The organism is Streptomyces sp. NPDC057617 (genome assembly GCF_042800555.1).
Taxonomy (GTDB): Bacteria; Actinomycetota; Actinomycetes; order Streptomycetales; family Streptomycetaceae; genus Streptomyces.
Genome location: NZ_JBHVGV010000001.1, coordinates 880,441 through 895,132, shown reverse-complemented (window position 1 = coordinate 895,132; position 14,692 = coordinate 880,441). Strand labels below are relative to the sequence as shown.

10 protein-coding genes are annotated in these 14,692 nt (G+C 70.2%); 8 read left to right on the top strand and 2 right to left on the bottom strand.

Going from position 1 to position 14,692, the window contains the following annotated elements; all coding sequences use genetic code 11:
- Nucleotides 1-102 precede the first annotated feature (102 nt).
- The 8 genes from shc (at nt 103) to ACFU9P_RS03915 (ending at nt 9,329) form a co-directional block, all read left to right on the top strand.
- A complete protein-coding gene (gene shc / locus ACFU9P_RS03950) occupies nt 103-2,103 on the top strand; it encodes a squalene--hopene cyclase (protein ID WP_384077671.1) in 2,001 nt (666 codons plus the stop codon).
- Nucleotides 2,103-2,756, top strand: a complete 654-nt coding sequence (locus tag ACFU9P_RS03945; RefSeq protein ID WP_376376822.1) for a 1-hydroxy-2-methyl-2-butenyl 4-diphosphate reductase — start codon at nt 2,103-2,105, stop codon at nt 2,754-2,756. The genes shc and ACFU9P_RS03945 overlap by 1 nt, the downstream gene beginning before the upstream one ends.
- Nucleotides 2,757-2,761: 5 nt before the next feature.
- Nucleotides 2,762-3,781 carry an adenosyl-hopene transferase HpnH gene (gene hpnH, locus ACFU9P_RS03940; protein WP_376376820.1) on the top strand — a complete coding sequence of 340 codons (1,020 nt, stop codon included), beginning with the start codon at nt 2,762-2,764 and terminating at the stop codon, nt 3,779-3,781.
- A 7-nt stretch (nt 3,782-3,788) separates the two neighbouring features.
- Nucleotides 3,789-4,955, top strand: coding sequence for a flavodoxin-dependent (E)-4-hydroxy-3-methylbut-2-enyl-diphosphate synthase (ispG, locus tag ACFU9P_RS03935; RefSeq protein WP_384077670.1), 1,167 nt, complete (start codon nt 3,789-3,791; stop codon nt 4,953-4,955).
- Between the two features lie 24 nt (nt 4,956-4,979).
- Complete coding sequence (dxs, locus tag ACFU9P_RS03930; RefSeq protein ID WP_376376816.1) at nt 4,980-6,899, top strand: 1-deoxy-D-xylulose-5-phosphate synthase; 1,920 nt, start codon at nt 4,980-4,982, stop codon at nt 6,897-6,899.
- A complete protein-coding gene (locus ACFU9P_RS03925; RefSeq protein ID WP_384077669.1) occupies nt 6,896-8,287 on the top strand; it encodes an aspartate aminotransferase family protein in 1,392 nt (463 codons plus the stop codon). Before dxs ends, ACFU9P_RS03925 begins: the two co-directional genes overlap by 4 nt.
- 261 nt (nt 8,288-8,548) lie before the next feature.
- Complete coding sequence (locus ACFU9P_RS03920; protein WP_376377095.1) at nt 8,549-9,103, top strand: helix-turn-helix domain-containing protein; 555 nt, start codon at nt 8,549-8,551, stop codon at nt 9,101-9,103.
- Between the two features lie 40 nt (nt 9,104-9,143).
- Nucleotides 9,144-9,329 carry a DUF6126 family protein gene (locus ACFU9P_RS03915; RefSeq protein WP_384077668.1) on the top strand — a complete coding sequence of 62 codons (186 nt, stop codon included), beginning with the start codon at nt 9,144-9,146 and terminating at the stop codon, nt 9,327-9,329.
- Nucleotides 9,330-9,405: 76 nt separating this feature from the next.
- Here the strand turns inward: ACFU9P_RS03915 and ACFU9P_RS03910 are convergent, their stop codons facing one another.
- Nucleotides 9,406-10,407, bottom strand: coding sequence for a LuxR C-terminal-related transcriptional regulator (locus tag ACFU9P_RS03910; RefSeq protein WP_376376810.1), 1,002 nt, complete (start codon nt 10,405-10,407; stop codon nt 9,406-9,408).
- Nucleotides 10,408-10,617: 210 nt separating this feature from the next.
- A complete protein-coding gene (locus ACFU9P_RS03905) occupies nt 10,618-14,475 on the bottom strand; it encodes a S8 family peptidase (protein ID WP_384077667.1) in 3,858 nt (1,285 codons plus the stop codon).
- Between the last annotated feature and the right edge of the window lie 217 nt (nt 14,476-14,692).

The following is a 14,692-nucleotide window of genomic DNA, read 5'->3' as shown; positions in this document are numbered from 1 at the left end:
TCACTATTCCCATATGACCGCAGTCGCCGTCCGGGCCCACAGGGCGAAGGACGACGGAGACCCCAGCACAGCAGAAGCACACCACTGCACGAAGGGGAAGCCATGACAGCGACGACCGACGGAAGCACCGGGGCCCTGGGACCCCGCGCGACCTCGGCGAGCGGACCGACTGAGACAACCCCCGCCACCGGCGGTGACCTTCTGGCCACCGCGCAGCGGGCCACCGCACGATCCGTCGAGTTCCTGCTCGGCAGGCAGGACGCCCAGGGATGGTGGAAGGGCGACCTGCAGACCAATGTGACGATGGACGCCGAGGATCTGCTGCTCCGGCAGTTCCTCGGCGTCCTGGACGCGCGCACCACCGAGGCCGCGGGGCTCTTCATCCGCGGCGAGCAGCGCGCGGACGGCACCTGGGCCACCTTCCACGGCGGCCCCGGCGAACTCTCCGCCACCATCGAGGCGTACGTAGCGCTCAGACTGGCCGGCGACCACCCCGACGAACCGCACATGGCGCGCGCCTCCCAATGGGTGCGCGAGCAGGGCGGGATCGCCGCGAGCCGGGTCTTCACCCGTATCTGGCTGGCCCTCTTCGGCTGGTGGAAATGGGAGGACCTGCCCGAGCTGCCGCCCGAGATGATCTTCCTGCCCAAGTGGTTCCCGCTCAACATCTATGACTTCGGCTGCTGGGCCCGCCAGACGATCGTGCCGCTCACCATTGTCTCGGCGAAGCGGCCCGTACGGCCCGCACCCTTCGCCCTCGACGAGTTGCACTCCGGCACTGCCGCCGTACCCGCCAAGACGTCCGCGCCCGTGACCAGTTGGGACGGCGCCTTCCAGCGTCTCGACAGGGTCCTGCACGCCTACCACCGGATCGCCCCGCGCCGGCTCCGCCGTACGGCGATGAACGCGGCGGCCCGCTGGATCATCGAGCGGCAGGAGAACGACGGCTGCTGGGGCGGGATCCAGCCGCCCGCCGTCTACTCCGTGATCGCCCTGCATCTGCTCGGATACGACCTCGACCACCCGGTCATGCGCGCCGGACTCGAATCGCTCGACAGGTTCGCCGTCTGGCGTGAGGACGGCGCCCGGATGATCGAGGCCTGCCAGTCACCGGTCTGGGACACCTGCCTGGCCACCATCGCGCTCGCCGACGCGGGCGTGGACCCGGACCATCCGGCCCTGGTCAAGGCCGCCGACTGGATGCTGGGCGAGGAGATCGTCCGCCCCGGCGACTGGTCCGTACGCAGGCCCGGACTCGCCCCCGGCGGCTGGGCGTTCGAATTCCACAACGACAACTACCCGGACATCGACGACACCGCCGAGGTCATCCTCGCGCTGCGCCGGGTCAGCCACCCCGAGCCCGAGCGGATCGACGCCGCCATCGAGCGGGGCGCCCGGTGGAATCTGGGCATGCAGTCGAGGAACGGGGCCTGGGGCGCCTTCGACGCCGACAACACCAGCCCGTTCCCCAACCGGCTGCCCTTCTGCGACTTCGGCGAGGTCATCGACCCGCCGTCCGCGGATGTCACCGCGCATGTCGTCGAGATGCTGGCGTACGAAGGGAAGAGCCACCACCCCAGGACGCGGCGGGGAATCGAGTGGCTCCTCGCCGAACAGGAGACCAGCGGAGCCTGGTTCGGGCGCTGGGGGGTCAACTACGTATACGGCACGGGGTCGGTGGTGCCCGCGCTGGTCGCGGCCGGGCTGCCCGCCTCCCATCCCGCGATCCGCCGGGCCGTGAGCTGGCTCGAATCCGTGCAGAACGAGGACGGCGGCTGGGGCGAGGACCTGCGCTCGTACCGCGACGATCAGTGGATCGGACGCGGTGCCACGACCGCCTCCCAGACCGCCTGGGCGCTGCTCGCGCTTCTCGCGGCCGGGGAGCGGGAGAGCAAGGCCGTCGAGCGGGGCATCGCCTGTCTGGCCGCGGCCCAGCGCGAGGACGGCTCCTGGGACGAGCCGTACTTCACCGGCACCGGCTTCCCGTGGGACTTCTCCATCAACTACCACCTCTACCGGCAGGTGTTCCCGCTCACGGCACTCGGCCGGTATGTCCACGGCGAGCCGCTCGCCGCCCGTACGGGCAGCCGCAAGGGGGGCTGATGGACCGGTCCCCGGGGCCGGCCGGCCCTCCGGCACCGCTGCTGATCGCCTGCGCGCTCGGCATCGAGAGCCTCGCGCTGCGCGGGTCCGGCGGCGGCGACCCGGCCGGACCGGTGACCGTCCTCCGTACGGGCATGGGGCCCAGGAACGCCGAGCGCGCCGTGGCGCGCGCGCTCGGAGAGCCCCGGAACAGGGACGCGGTGCTGATCGCGTCCGGATTCTGTGCCGGGCTCACCCCGGGGATGCACCCCGGGGATCTGATCGTCGCCGACGAGACCCGGGACCCGTACGGCTCCACGCCCTGTACGGGCACCGGGCTGCTCGTCGACGCGCTGGCCCGGGCCGTGCCCGGCCGTACGGTCCACACCGGTCCGCTGACCGGGTCCGACCATGTGGTCCGCGGACAGGAACGGGCCGTACTGCGCACCACGGGGGCGGTCGCGGTGGACATGGAGTCCGCCGCCACGCTCCGTACCGCTCTGAGCGCGGGCACCCGGCCGGTCGCGGCCGTACGGGTGGTCGTGGACGCCCCGGAGCATGAACTCGTCCGGATCGGCACCGTACGCGGAGGAATATCGGCCTTCCGTGTACTCCGTGCCGTCGTTCCCGCTTTTCATGAATGGCACCGTTCTTTGCTGCTCCCCAGGAGGTGAGCTAGATGGCCATGCCGCTCCGTCAGACCATCAGGGTCGGGACGTACCTCTTCGAACAGAAGCTCCGCAGGCGAGAGAAGTTTCCTCTCATCGTTGAGCTGGAACCGCTCTTCGCCTGCAATCTGAAATGTGAGGGCTGCGGCAAGATCCAGCATCCGGCCGGCGTCCTGAAGCAGCGTATGCCCGTTGCCCAGGCGGTCGGCGCGGTACTGGAATCCGGGGCGCCCATGGTCTCCATCGCCGGCGGTGAGCCGCTGATGCACCCGCAGATCGACGAGATCGTGCGGCAGCTCGTCGCCAAGAGGAAATACGTCTTCCTCTGCACGAATGCGATGCTGCTGCGCAAGAAGATCGAGAAATTCACCCCCTCGCCGTATTTCGCCTTCGCCGTGCACATCGACGGATTGCGGGAGCGGCACGACGAATCGGTCGCGAAGGAGGGCGTGTTCGACGAGGCGGTGGAAGCCATCAAGGAGGCCAAGCGGCGCGGTTTCCGGGTGACCACCAACTCCACCTTCTTCAACACGGACACCCCGCAGACCGTTGTCGAGGTGCTGAATTACCTCAATGACGAACTGAAGGTGGACGAGATGATGATCTCGCCCGCCTACGCCTACGAGAAGGCTCCCGACCAGGAGCACTTCCTCGGCGTCGAGCAGACCCGCGAACTGTTCAAGAAGGCGTTCTCCGGCGGAAACCGGGCCCGCTGGCGCCTCAACCACTCGCCGCTCTTCCTGGATTTCCTGGAAGGCAAGGCCGACTTCCCGTGCACCGCCTGGGCCATTCCCAACTATTCGCTCTTCGGCTGGCAGCGCCCCTGCTATCTGATGAGCGACGGATATGTGCCCACGTACCGTCAGCTCATCGAGGACACCGACTGGGACAAGTACGGCCGCGGCAAGGACCCGCGCTGCGCCAACTGCATGGCGCACTGCGGCTATGAGCCCACCGCCGTACTCGCCACCATGGGCTCCCTCAAGGAGTCCATCCGTGCGGCCCGCGAGACCGTCGCCGGGACCAGGTGACCACGCCATGACCAGTGGAGAGCCGGTCTCACTGGGGCTTCCGGCGCTGCCGCCCCGGCCCATCGCCGAGCGGCGGGTCAGCCGTCAGATCCAGGTCGGGTCGGTGGCGGTCGGTGGGGATGCGCCGGTGTCGGTGCAGTCGATGACGACGACGCGTACCTCGGATGTGGGTGCGACGTTGCAGCAGATTGCTGAGCTGACGGCGTCGGGGTGCCAGATTGTGCGGGTGGCGTGTCCGACGCAGGATGATGCGGATGCGTTGGCGGTGATTGCGCGGAAGTCGCAGATTCCGGTGATCGCGGATATTCATTTCCAGCCGAAGTATGTGTTCGCGGCGATTGACGCGGGGTGTGCGGCGGTGCGGGTGAATCCGGGGAACATCAAGCAGTTCGACGACAAGGTGCGGGAGATCGCGAAGGCGGCGGGGGAGGCGGGGACGCCGATCCGGATCGGGGTGAATGCCGGTTCGCTGGATGCGCGGCTGCTGCGGAAGTACGGGAAGGCGACGCCGGAGGCGCTGGTGGAGTCGGCGCTGTGGGAGGCGTCGCTGTTCGAGGAGCACGGGTTTAGGGACATCAAGATCTCGGTGAAGCACAACGATCCGGTGGTGATGGTCAACGCGTACCGTCAGCTGGCCGCGCAGTGCGACTACCCTCTCCACCTCGGCGTCACGGAAGCCGGCCCGGCGTTCCAGGGGACGATCAAGTCGGCTGTGGCTTTTGGTGCGTTGCTGAGTGAGGGGATCGGGGACACGATCCGGGTCTCGCTGTCGGCGCCGCCGGCCGAGGAGGTCAAGGTCGGCCTGCAGATCCTGGAGGCCCTGAACCTCAAGCAGCGCCGTCTGGAGATCGTCTCGTGTCCTTCCTGTGGGCGTGCGCAGGTGGATGTGTACAAGCTGGCGGACGAGGTGACGGCGGGCCTGGAGGGTATGGAGGTCCCGCTGCGTGTGGCCGTGATGGGCTGTGTGGTGAACGGTCCGGGCGAAGCGCGTGAGGCGGACCTCGGTGTTGCGTCGGGCAATGGCAAGGGGCAGATCTTTGTGAAGGGTGAGGTCATCAAGACCGTTCCCGAGTCGAAGATCGTGGAGACCCTGATCGACGAGGCCATGAAGCTCGCCGAACAGATGGAGGACGCAGGGGTGCCCTCGGGGGCTCCCGCCGTCACTGTGAGCTGAACGAATCCGAGAGGGGGCCCGAGCGTGTCAGTCTTGGAGAACATCCGGGGGCCGCACGATCTCAAGGCGCTGACGAGCGGCGAACTCGACGAACTCGCCCAGGACATCAGAGACTTCCTGATCGAGGCGGTGGCCAGAACCGGCGGCCATCTCGGGCCCAATCTCGGGGTGGTGGAGCTGACCATCGCCCTGCACCGGGCCTTCGACTCACCCGCCGACCGTATTCTGTGGGACACCGGACACCAGAGCTATGTCCATAAACTCCTCACCGGCAGAAAGGATTTCTCCAAACTGCGCGGAAAGGGCGGCCTTTCCGGCTATCCCTCCCGTGAGGAGTCCGAGCACGACATCATCGAGAATTCGCATGCCTCCACCGTGCTCGGCTGGGCCGACGGACTGGCCAAGGCACGTGACGTACTCGACCGCGACGAACATGTCGTCGCGGTCATCGGTGACGGCGCTCTCACCGGCGGAATGGCCTGGGAGGCACTCAACAACATCGCCGCTGCCAAGGACCGGCCACTGATCATCGTGGTCAATGACAACGAACGCTCCTACGCCCCGACGATCGGCGGCCTCGCCAACCATCTCGCCACGCTCCGTACCACGGACGGCTACGAGAAGTTCCTGGCCTGGGGCAAGGACGTACTGCACAACACCCCGGTCGTGGGCAGGCCGTTGTACGGGTCGCTGCACGGCGCGAAGAAGGGGTTCAAGGACGCCTTCGCCCCGCAGGGCATGTTCGAGGATCTCGGGCTGAAATACGTCGGCCCCATCGACGGGCACGACATCGCCGCCGTCGAGTCGGCCCTCAGCCGGGCGAAGCGCTTCCACGGGCCCGTACTGGTGCACTGCCTGACGGAGAAGGGCCGCGGTTACCGGCCGGCGCTGGAGGACGATGCCGACCGCTTCCACACGGTCGGGGTGATGGATCCGCGGACCTGCGAGCCCCTGGCACCGTCCAACGGCCCTTCCTGGACCTCGGTGTTCAGTGACGAGATCCTCGCGATCGGGGAGGAACGGCCGGATGTCGTGGCCATCACCGCGGCCATGCTGCACCCGGTCGGGCTGACGAAGTTCGCCGAGCGCTTCCCCGACCGGGTCTGGGACGTGGGGATCGCCGAGCAGCACGCGGTGGTCTCCGCGGCCGGGCTCGCCACCGGCGGGCTGCATCCCGTCGTCGCCGTGTACGCCACCTTCCTCAACCGCGCCTTCGACCAGCTATTGATGGATGTGGCGCTGCACCGGTGCGGAGTCACCTTCGTACTGGACAGGGCCGGGGTCACCGGGTCCGACGGGCCCTCGCACAACGGGATGTGGGACATGTCCCTCCTCCAGTGCGTGCCAGGACTGCGGATCGCGGCGCCGCGCGACGCCGGGCAGTTGCGTGCCCAGCTCCGCGAGGCGGTCGCCGTGGACGACGCGCCGACCGTGGTGCGCTTCCCCAAGGAGTCGGTGGGCGCGGCGGTCCCGGCCGTCGGCCGCGTCGGCGGCATGGACGTACTGCACCGCGCGGAGCGCGCCGATGTGCTGCTGGTGTCGGTGGGGGCGCTCGCGCCGGTCTGTCTCCAGGCGGCGGAGCTGCTCGCCGGGCGCGGAATCGGCTGCACCGTGGTCGATCCGCGGTGGGTCAAACCCGTCGACGAACAGCTCGCGCCGCTGGCCGAGCGGCACCGGCTGGTCGCGGTCGTCGAGGACAACAGCCGCAGCGGCGGGGTGGGTTCGGCCATCGGCCAGTCGCTGCGGGACGCCGGGGTCGACGTACCCCTGCGGACCTACGGGATCCCCGAACAATTCCTGGCCCACGCCAAACGGAGCGAGGTCCTCGCCGACATCGGCCTCACCCCGGTGGAGATCGCGGGGCGGATCAGCGCCGCCCTGGGCCTCGTACTGCCGCGACAGGGCACGGGACCTGTCCGAGCGCGCAAGGAGAGCACGGAATGACCGAGCCCAAGGGCTTCGACCTGGCGCGGCTGCTCGCGGAGCGCGGCGCCGAGCGCTATGAGCTGCACACCAGGCACCTCAACCACCAGCTCCCGCGCATGCTGCACACCATCGGCTTCGACCGGGTCTACGAGCGGGCCGAGGGCGCCTACTTCTGGGACGCGGACGGCAACGACTATCTGGACATGCTCGCGGGGTTCGGGGTGATGGGCCTCGGCCGGCACCATCCCGTCGTACGCAAGGCGCTCCACGATGTCCTCGACGCCTCGCTCGCCGATCTCACCCGCTTCGACTGCCAGCCGCTGCCCGGGCTGCTCGCCGAGAAGCTGCTGGCCCACAGCCCGCATCTGGACCGGGTGTTCTTCGGCAACAGCGGTACGGAAGCGGTTGAGACCGCTCTCAAGTTCGCCCGGTACGTGACCGGGAAGCCCAGGATCCTCTACTGCGCGCACGCCTTCCACGGGCTGACCACCGGCTCGCTGTCGGTCAACGGCGAGGACGGCTTCCGGGACGGCTTCGCGCCTCTGCTGCCCGACACCGCGATTCCGCTGGGCGATCTCGAAGCGCTGGAGCGGGAGTTGAAGCGCGGCGATGTGGCCGGCTTCGTCGTCGAGCCGATCCAGGGCAAGGGGGTGCACGCGGCTCCGCCCGGGTTCCTGCGTGCCGCACAGGAGTTGCTGCGCGCGCACAAGGCGCTGCTGATCGCCGACGAGGTGCAGACCGGTCTCGGCAGGACCGGTGACTTCTACGCGTACCAGCACGAGGAGGGCGTCGAGCCGGATCTCGTCTGTGTGGCGAAAGCGCTCTCGGGCGGCTATGTGCCCGTCGGCGCCACCCTCGGCAAGGACTGGATCTTCAAGAAGGTCTACTCCTCGATGGACCGGGTGCTGGTCCACTCGGCGAGCTTCGGCTCCAATGCCCAGGCCATGGCGGCGGGGCTGGCGGTGCTCGCGGTGATGGAGGACGAGGGGATCGTCGCCAACGCGCGGGCGACCGGGGATCTGCTCAGGACCAGGCTGGCCGCGCTGGTCGACCGCTATGAGCTGCTGTACGAGGTACGGGGCCGGGGCCTGATGATCGGCATTGAGTTCGGGCGGCCCAGCTCGATCAAGCTGCGCGGCCGGTGGACGATGCTCCAGGCGGCCCGTAAGGGGCTGTTCGCGCAGATGGTGGTCGTACCGCTGCTCCAGAAGCACCGGATCCTGACCCAGGTCTCCGGTGACCATCTTGAGGTGATCAAGCTGATTCCGCCGCTGACCATCGGCGAGCGGGAGGTCGAGCGGTTCGTGGAGGCGTTCACGGCGGTCATGGACGATGCGCATGGCGGGGGCGGGCTGATGTGGGACTTCGGCAGGACACTGGTGAAGCAGGCGGTCGCGCACCGGTAGGGGGCTGGGCTGGGCTGGGCTGGGACTGCCGGGCCTGGGCGGGGCCTGGTCTGGCGTGCGGCCTGAGCTGGGGCTGGGCTCCGGCCTGTGCGGGGCGGGCAGGCAGGTTTTTGCCTCTCGGGCAAGAAATTTGCCTGAGAGGAAAGTTCCTGGCCCAATGGACGTGTGAGCACATCTTCTGCCGGAGGGGCGGCCGCCCCGTCGCCTCTCCGGCTTCCCGATGCCGAGGCGACCGACGCGCTCCCCGATGTCGCGCCCCGGCTGCGTGAGCTGCGGCGCGACCGCCGGCTGACGCTGGAGGCCGCGGCCCGGCGGGCGGGGCTCTCGCCCGCCCATCTCTCCCGGCTGGAGACGGGCCGGCGGCAGCCCTCGCTGCCCATGCTGCTCGCGCTGGCCCGAATCTACGGTACGACCGTCTCCGACCTGCTCGGGGAGGTACCGCCCGAGCGCGACCCGATCGTCCGGGCGGGCCGCACGGAACCCGTCGAGGCCGGCGGCTGGACGTACCACCAGGCGGGCGGCTCGGGCCGGGCCATGCAGCCGCTGCGGGTCCGCGTGCCGTACGGGGCGCAGGGCGACCTCGTCCGCGTACACCCCGGGGAGGAGTGGCTCTATGTCCTCGAAGGACGGCTGCGGCTGAACCTCGGGGACACCGAGCATCTGCTCGATCCCGGGGACAGCGCGCACTTCGACTCGCTCACCCCGCACCGCATCGCGGCGGCCGGGCCCGAGGGCACCGAACTGCTCTTCGTACACACCCTGTTGCAGAGTCCGGCGGCCGAGCTGTGCCTCGGTGGCGGGGCCCATCGCGGCTGACTCGTGAGAGCTGATCCTTGACGCTCAAGAGAGGACTGACATGTCGGAGCCGGACAACCCCGTACAGCTTCCGGCCGGACCGGAGGAGCGGTCGCCGAAGCAGACCGGCGATCAGGAGAGTTCGTTCCCGAGAGGGCTGGTCATCCGGCTCTTCGCCTATCTGATCGCCGGCCATCTCTTTGCGGGCTTCCTCTATCTGCTCTTCCACATCGGCGCACAGCAGTAGCGGGCAGGATCAGCGGCGATCGGCGGGCCGGCGGCTCAGAGGTCTGAGAGCGCTCCCGTGGCCGGCCTGCGAGGGGTCACAGCCAGCCGCGGCGCGCCGCCTGCCACGCGAGCTGCATCCGCGTCGTCGCCCCCGCGAGCGTCATCATCCCCTGGATGTGCCGCTGCACGGTCCGTCTGCTGAGACCCATCTGACTCGCTATGGCCTTGTCGGCGACGCCCGCCACCAGCAGCGACAGCAACTGCTTGTCCGTCGCTGAGAGCGCGTCCCCGTGCGTGACCCCGTCCGTCCCGCTGACCGTGCCCGACGGGCTGACGTCCAGGGGTACGGCATCCTCCCAGTAACGCTCGAACAGCGCGACCAGCGCCTCCAGCAGACTGCTGCCGCGCACCAGCGCGGTTGTCGGCTCCTCGGAACTGCCGGACGGGCCGCCCGGTACGAGCGGACAGATCGCGATGGCACGGTCGGCGACGGCCAGCCGCAGCGGGAGATGCGGCACCGCGCGGGCGATCTCCCCGGCGCGCACCCCCTCCACCACATTGTCGACGGCGCCCGGATCGTCGAAGAACGCCCGCTCGTACAGCACCCGGTAGCGCACTCCGCGCGCGAGGGCGTCGTACTCGGCACGGTTGCTGCCCGACGGCATCGCCACATACTGCGCCTTGCAGAACCACAGCATCTCGTGGCGGGTGCTGTCCTGGATCTGGCGGAGATGCTGGCGCAGTGCCTCCGCTCCGGTGATCACTTCGATGAGCTGGTCGGGATCGCGGCGGCGCCGGGTGCGGCGGTAGGTCTCCAGCAGGTCGGTCACCGCGGTACGTGCCTTGTCCAGGGCGTCGGAGTTGCGCTGGAGCGGCGGCAGCAGGGCGACGTCCGGGGGAGTGGCGGCGAAGCTGCGCGGCGCCCGGTCCGTACCGCTCGCGAGGCCCTTGGCGGTGAGCGAGGCCAGGACGCGTTCGGTCTCGTCCGGCGGCAGACCGCAGTGGGCGGCGATCTCGTGTGCCGGGGCCGCGGGCACCGTCACGAGCATGCGGTAGACGGTCTCCTCGGCCGGTGTGAGGCCCGCCGGCTCCAGCATGGTGCTCCCTCCCCGTGGAACGCCCGCTCTCCCCGGCGGTCCACACACGCGCGAGCGCACTATACGCCCTGGTCGCGGAGGCGCCTGGGACACGGGGAGGGGGTGGACGGCGGGGCAGCGGGCGCGGCGTGGCGGGGTACGGGACACGGCGCGGCGGGTGCGCGGGCCGTACCGCCCCCGCCCACCCGCCGCTCCCGGTGCCAACTCCCGCTATCCGCGCAGCAGATAGGCGCGCTCGACGGTCTGCCGTATGCCATTGCCCGCGCGGTCGGTGACGGACACCCGCAGGGTCACATAGGCGTCGCCGTGCTGCCGGGCCGGTCGCTCGGCGGTGGCGGTGAAGCCGTTCTGCCCGCGCTTGCCGATCCGCGCCGCCGTCCAGGTCCTGCCGTCGTCGTACGAGGTGTCGACCCGTACGGTCAGGCCGCTCGGTGCGGACGTACCGTCCTGGCCCCGCACGGTGAGAGCGATTTCATGGCTGCGCCCGCCGGCCACGGCGTTGTGGGCGTCGGCCCTTACGTCGTAGTCGAGTTGGAGAAGCGACAGCGGCTTGCGCTCGGCGGTGGTGTCCGAGCGGAAGGACCACGAGGTGGCCGTACGGGTGCCGAAGTCCCACTCGTCCGAGACGTGCGAGGTCGTCAGATCGAGCCGGAAGCCGGCCTTCCCGGGGGCGACTTCGATGTCACCCCATGCACCCTCGGTCTCACCGACCTTTGTGCCGTCGCGGTACAGAACGGCGGAACTGGAGTCGCCCTCCTCGGCGTCGGCCTTGGCACTGAGTCCCGTGTCGGTACCAGAGGTGCCGATGCCGCCGCCGGCCGTGACCGTGCGCGACCAGTGGCCGGGCGTGGAATCGGTGAACTCCGGGATCCGCAGCGCCAGTACATCGCCCGAGCGGGTGGAGACCAGCCCGGAGCCCGCCGGGGCGGCCGGCCGTACCACCGCGCCGAACCAGCGCTCCTCGCTCCGGGCGCCGGCCCGGTAGGTGCGCGGCGCGTCCTTCAGCCCGGCCATCAGCGGGGCGTCGATGTCGAAGGTGGTCGTGTGGTTGACGAAGTGCTGCCAGAGCGTGTCGCCGGAGCTGATGTACTCGGTGCGCTCATGGGCCGTCGGCACATGGCGGGTGTACTGGTTCCAGGCGGTGGACTGGTATGGGCGCCAGCCGAACCGCTGCTCGCTCGCCCACGGCACACCGCCGTTGTCGGCGTAAGTGGTGTGCACCTGGGCGGTGTTACGGTCCGAGACGGTGTGCACGACCCGCCGGGGGACCTGGCCCGCGGACACCTGCATCACGTCGTAGAGATAGGGGCTCCTGGCGGTGCCGGAGATGGCGACCGTGGTGCTGTGCTTCCTGAGCCGGGCCAGCAGCGCGGTGCCGCCGGTCTCGCTCACCCGTACCACCGGCACGGCATACCGTTCGCCCACCGGGTTCCACCGGGTCCATGGGTAGCGGGACGGGAAGACCAGAAGGATCCCCTTGGCGCCGGCCTTGGCCGCCGCCTGCGCGAGGTCCCATTCGTTCCCGCCGTCGCCACGGACGACCGCGAGCTTGCCGCGCACCCGGGAGGTACGGAGGGCGGGGGCCGCGACCGTACCGGCGTCCACCGCGGTCAGCCGTACGCCCTTGTCGCTGAAGAGCGGGGACGACGCTGTGTAGTACGGGTCGAGAGCGCTCTCAGCGCCCACCACTCCGGCCTCGATCAGCGGGGCCACAAGCTGCCAGCGCGAGGCGAATTCAAAGGTTCCGTCGGTCACGGGCGCGGTGGGGCTGACGTACACACGCTTGGCGATGTCGAAGAACATCACCCCCTGGATCAGGCTCTGCCCGTCGATCTGACGGTACGTCTGGTAGCTGACGATGCCGCGCTGTTCGGCGGGGCGAGGGGTACGGATCTCGACCGGGGTGGTGGCGCGCTCGTCCAGGGTGACGGACCTGTCCTCGGTGACCTTCACCTCGGGCACGACGACCTGGCGCAGCTCCTGCCCGTCGTCCGCGTCGGTGATGGAGGAATAGCTGAGCTGGTACGTGCCTTCCTCCACCTCGGCGACGGCCGGCGAGAGGCTCGTGTAGTCGACAAAGCCGTCCGGGCCCCAGATGGTCGGGAGCGCTTCGGTGCGATTGCCTTGCAGATCGATGGTGTTGACGGTGAGGCGGTGGACCGGGCCGTCGACGACAAAGCTCACCGTGGTGTGGACGGCGGTCCTGCCGTCGGCGGTGGTGGCGGTGACATAGCCGTAGTAGTCGCCGCGCTCGGCCCGTGACGGATCGGCGCTCAGCGGTACGTCGACGGTGGCGCCGGGAGCGACCTCCACCGACTCCGCTCCGAGCCGGAGCGCGCCGGCCGCGAGAGCGCGCCCACCGCTGGTGGCGAGCCGGGCCGTCAGCCGGAGGGAGAGCGCGGCGGCGGAGGTGTTGGTGTAGCGGATGGTGCCCGAGGCGTCAGCGGCGCTGGGTGTGCCGCCTGTCCGGAACGGGCCCAGCGCGAGGGTGCCGGTCGCGGTGAGCGGGCCGAGTGCCGCTGCCGCCAGGTCGATCCGGCCGCCGCCCTGCTGGGGCGGCTGCTGCCCTTCCACCGTACGGGCCGTGCTGACCAGGGCGTCCTTGAGCCGGTCCGCGCGCCAGTCCGGGTGCTCCTGCGCGAGCAGGGCCGCGGCACCGGTCACATGCGGGGTGGCCATCGAGGTGCCGGACGCCGCGATGTAGTACGCGTCGACCGGGTCGCCCATGGTCGTCCCCGCGGCCCGCGCGGCCACGATTCCGACGCCGGGGGCGGTGACATCGGGCTTGACCGCGCCGTCGCCGAGACGGGGCCCGCGGCTGGAGAACGGAGCGAGCGAGTCGTCGCGGTCCACGGCGCCCACCGTGAGGGCCGCGTCGGCGGCGCCGGGTGAGCCGACCGTACGCTGCCCCTGATCCCCGCTGTTGCCCGCGGCCACCACGAACAGGGCGCCGCTGCTTTCGCTGAGCCCGTTCACCGCGAGGCTCATGGGGTCGGTGCCATCGGTCGGGGTGTCGGAGCCCAGGCTCATGTTGATGACCCTGGCGCCCTCGGCCGCGGCCCACTCCATGCCTTCGATGACCTGGGACTCGGTGCCGTACCCGTCGTTCCCGAGGACCTTGCCGATCAGCAGGCCGGCCTCCGGGGCGACGCCCTGGCGGCTGCCGCCCGAGGCGGCGCCGGTGCCGCCGACGGTGGACGCGACATGGGTGCCGTGGCCGAAGACGTCCTCGGTCCCGCCGCTGGCGGAGAAGTCCTTGGCCTCCAGGATCCGGCCCGCGAGATCGGGGTGCGTTCCGTCGGCGCCGGTGTCGAGGACGGCGACCTTGACACCCTTGCCCCGGTAGCCGGCGCCCCAGGCCGCGGGGGCGTTGATCTGTCCGGTGCTGCGGTCCAGGGCGGCGCCGACCTTGCCGTCCAGCCAGACCTTGGGCGTCGCACGAAGGCCGGCGGCGCTCATCGGGTCCCCGGCGGGGGCGAGTGTCTTCCAGAACGCGCCGAGGTCGTCGGCGGGTATCCGCAGCGAGCGGGCGCCGATGCTCTCCAGCGTGTGCGCGGGTACGGAACCGTCCTGGAAGCCGGACAGGGTACGGAGGGTCTCGGCGGCCCGTGCCCCGGCGGGCCGCGAGACGATCAGCGGCAGGGCGGAGGTGTGGGCCTCGTCGTACCCCTGCGCGACGAGCGCGGTCACATCGAAGAGTTCGCGGTCGAGCGTTCCGGCGGAGACCAGGTCCATGGCGTCGGAGGGCAGTACGGTCAGCCGGCCGTTCTGCTCGGCGGTCTGGAAGAGGACACCGTCGCGGCCGGGGCCCGGCAGGACCGAGGCGGCGCGCTTTCCGTCCGGGCCCGTGCTGAGCGTCACCCGGTCACCGGTGATCAGCCGTACCGTCGCCGCGGTGCTCGTCGAGTCGGGAACTGCTGCGGTCCCCGGGCCCTGGGCGGCGGACCGGGCGGAAGTGGCGGCGGACCGGGCCGCGACGGCGGCGGCCTGGGCCGAAACCGGCGCCATGGCACCCGCGGTCATCAGCAAGGCCATGGATACCGCCGCCGTCAGGCGGATACGTCTCATCTGTCCAGCCCCTTCGTTCAACTCCGTGGTCACGCGGTGTTGGACAGAATCTGGTAGCGGCGGAGGGGCTGTCACTGCTTCACGGTGTCGGGGGGGGGGGGGGGGGGGACCCCCCCCCCCAAACAAACAAGAGAAAGGGGGGGGAGGGGGGGGGGGTCCGGCCGCACCCCCCCCTCCCCCTGAGCCCGCCAACCAAACCCCCCCCTTACTGCCCCCC

Coding starts and splice junctions, on each gene's coding strand:
- ACFU9P_RS03905 (WP_384077667.1), bottom strand. CDS start 14,475: ATGAGACGTATCCGCCTGACGGCGGCGGTATCCATGGCCTTGCTGATG.
- ACFU9P_RS03915 (WP_384077668.1), top strand. CDS start 9,144: ATGTCGGAGCCGGACAACCCCGTACAGCTTCCGGCCGGACCGGAGGAG.
- shc (WP_384077671.1), top strand. CDS start 103: ATGACAGCGACGACCGACGGAAGCACCGGGGCCCTGGGACCCCGCGCG.
- ACFU9P_RS03910 (WP_376376810.1), bottom strand. CDS start 10,407: ATGCTGGAGCCGGCGGGCCTCACACCGGCCGAGGAGACCGTCTACCGC.
- hpnH (WP_376376820.1), top strand. CDS start 2,762: ATGGCCATGCCGCTCCGTCAGACCATCAGGGTCGGGACGTACCTCTTC.
- ACFU9P_RS03945 (WP_376376822.1), top strand. CDS start 2,103: ATGGACCGGTCCCCGGGGCCGGCCGGCCCTCCGGCACCGCTGCTGATC.
- ispG (WP_384077670.1), top strand. CDS start 3,789: ATGACCAGTGGAGAGCCGGTCTCACTGGGGCTTCCGGCGCTGCCGCCC.
- ACFU9P_RS03925 (WP_384077669.1), top strand. CDS start 6,896: ATGACCGAGCCCAAGGGCTTCGACCTGGCGCGGCTGCTCGCGGAGCGC.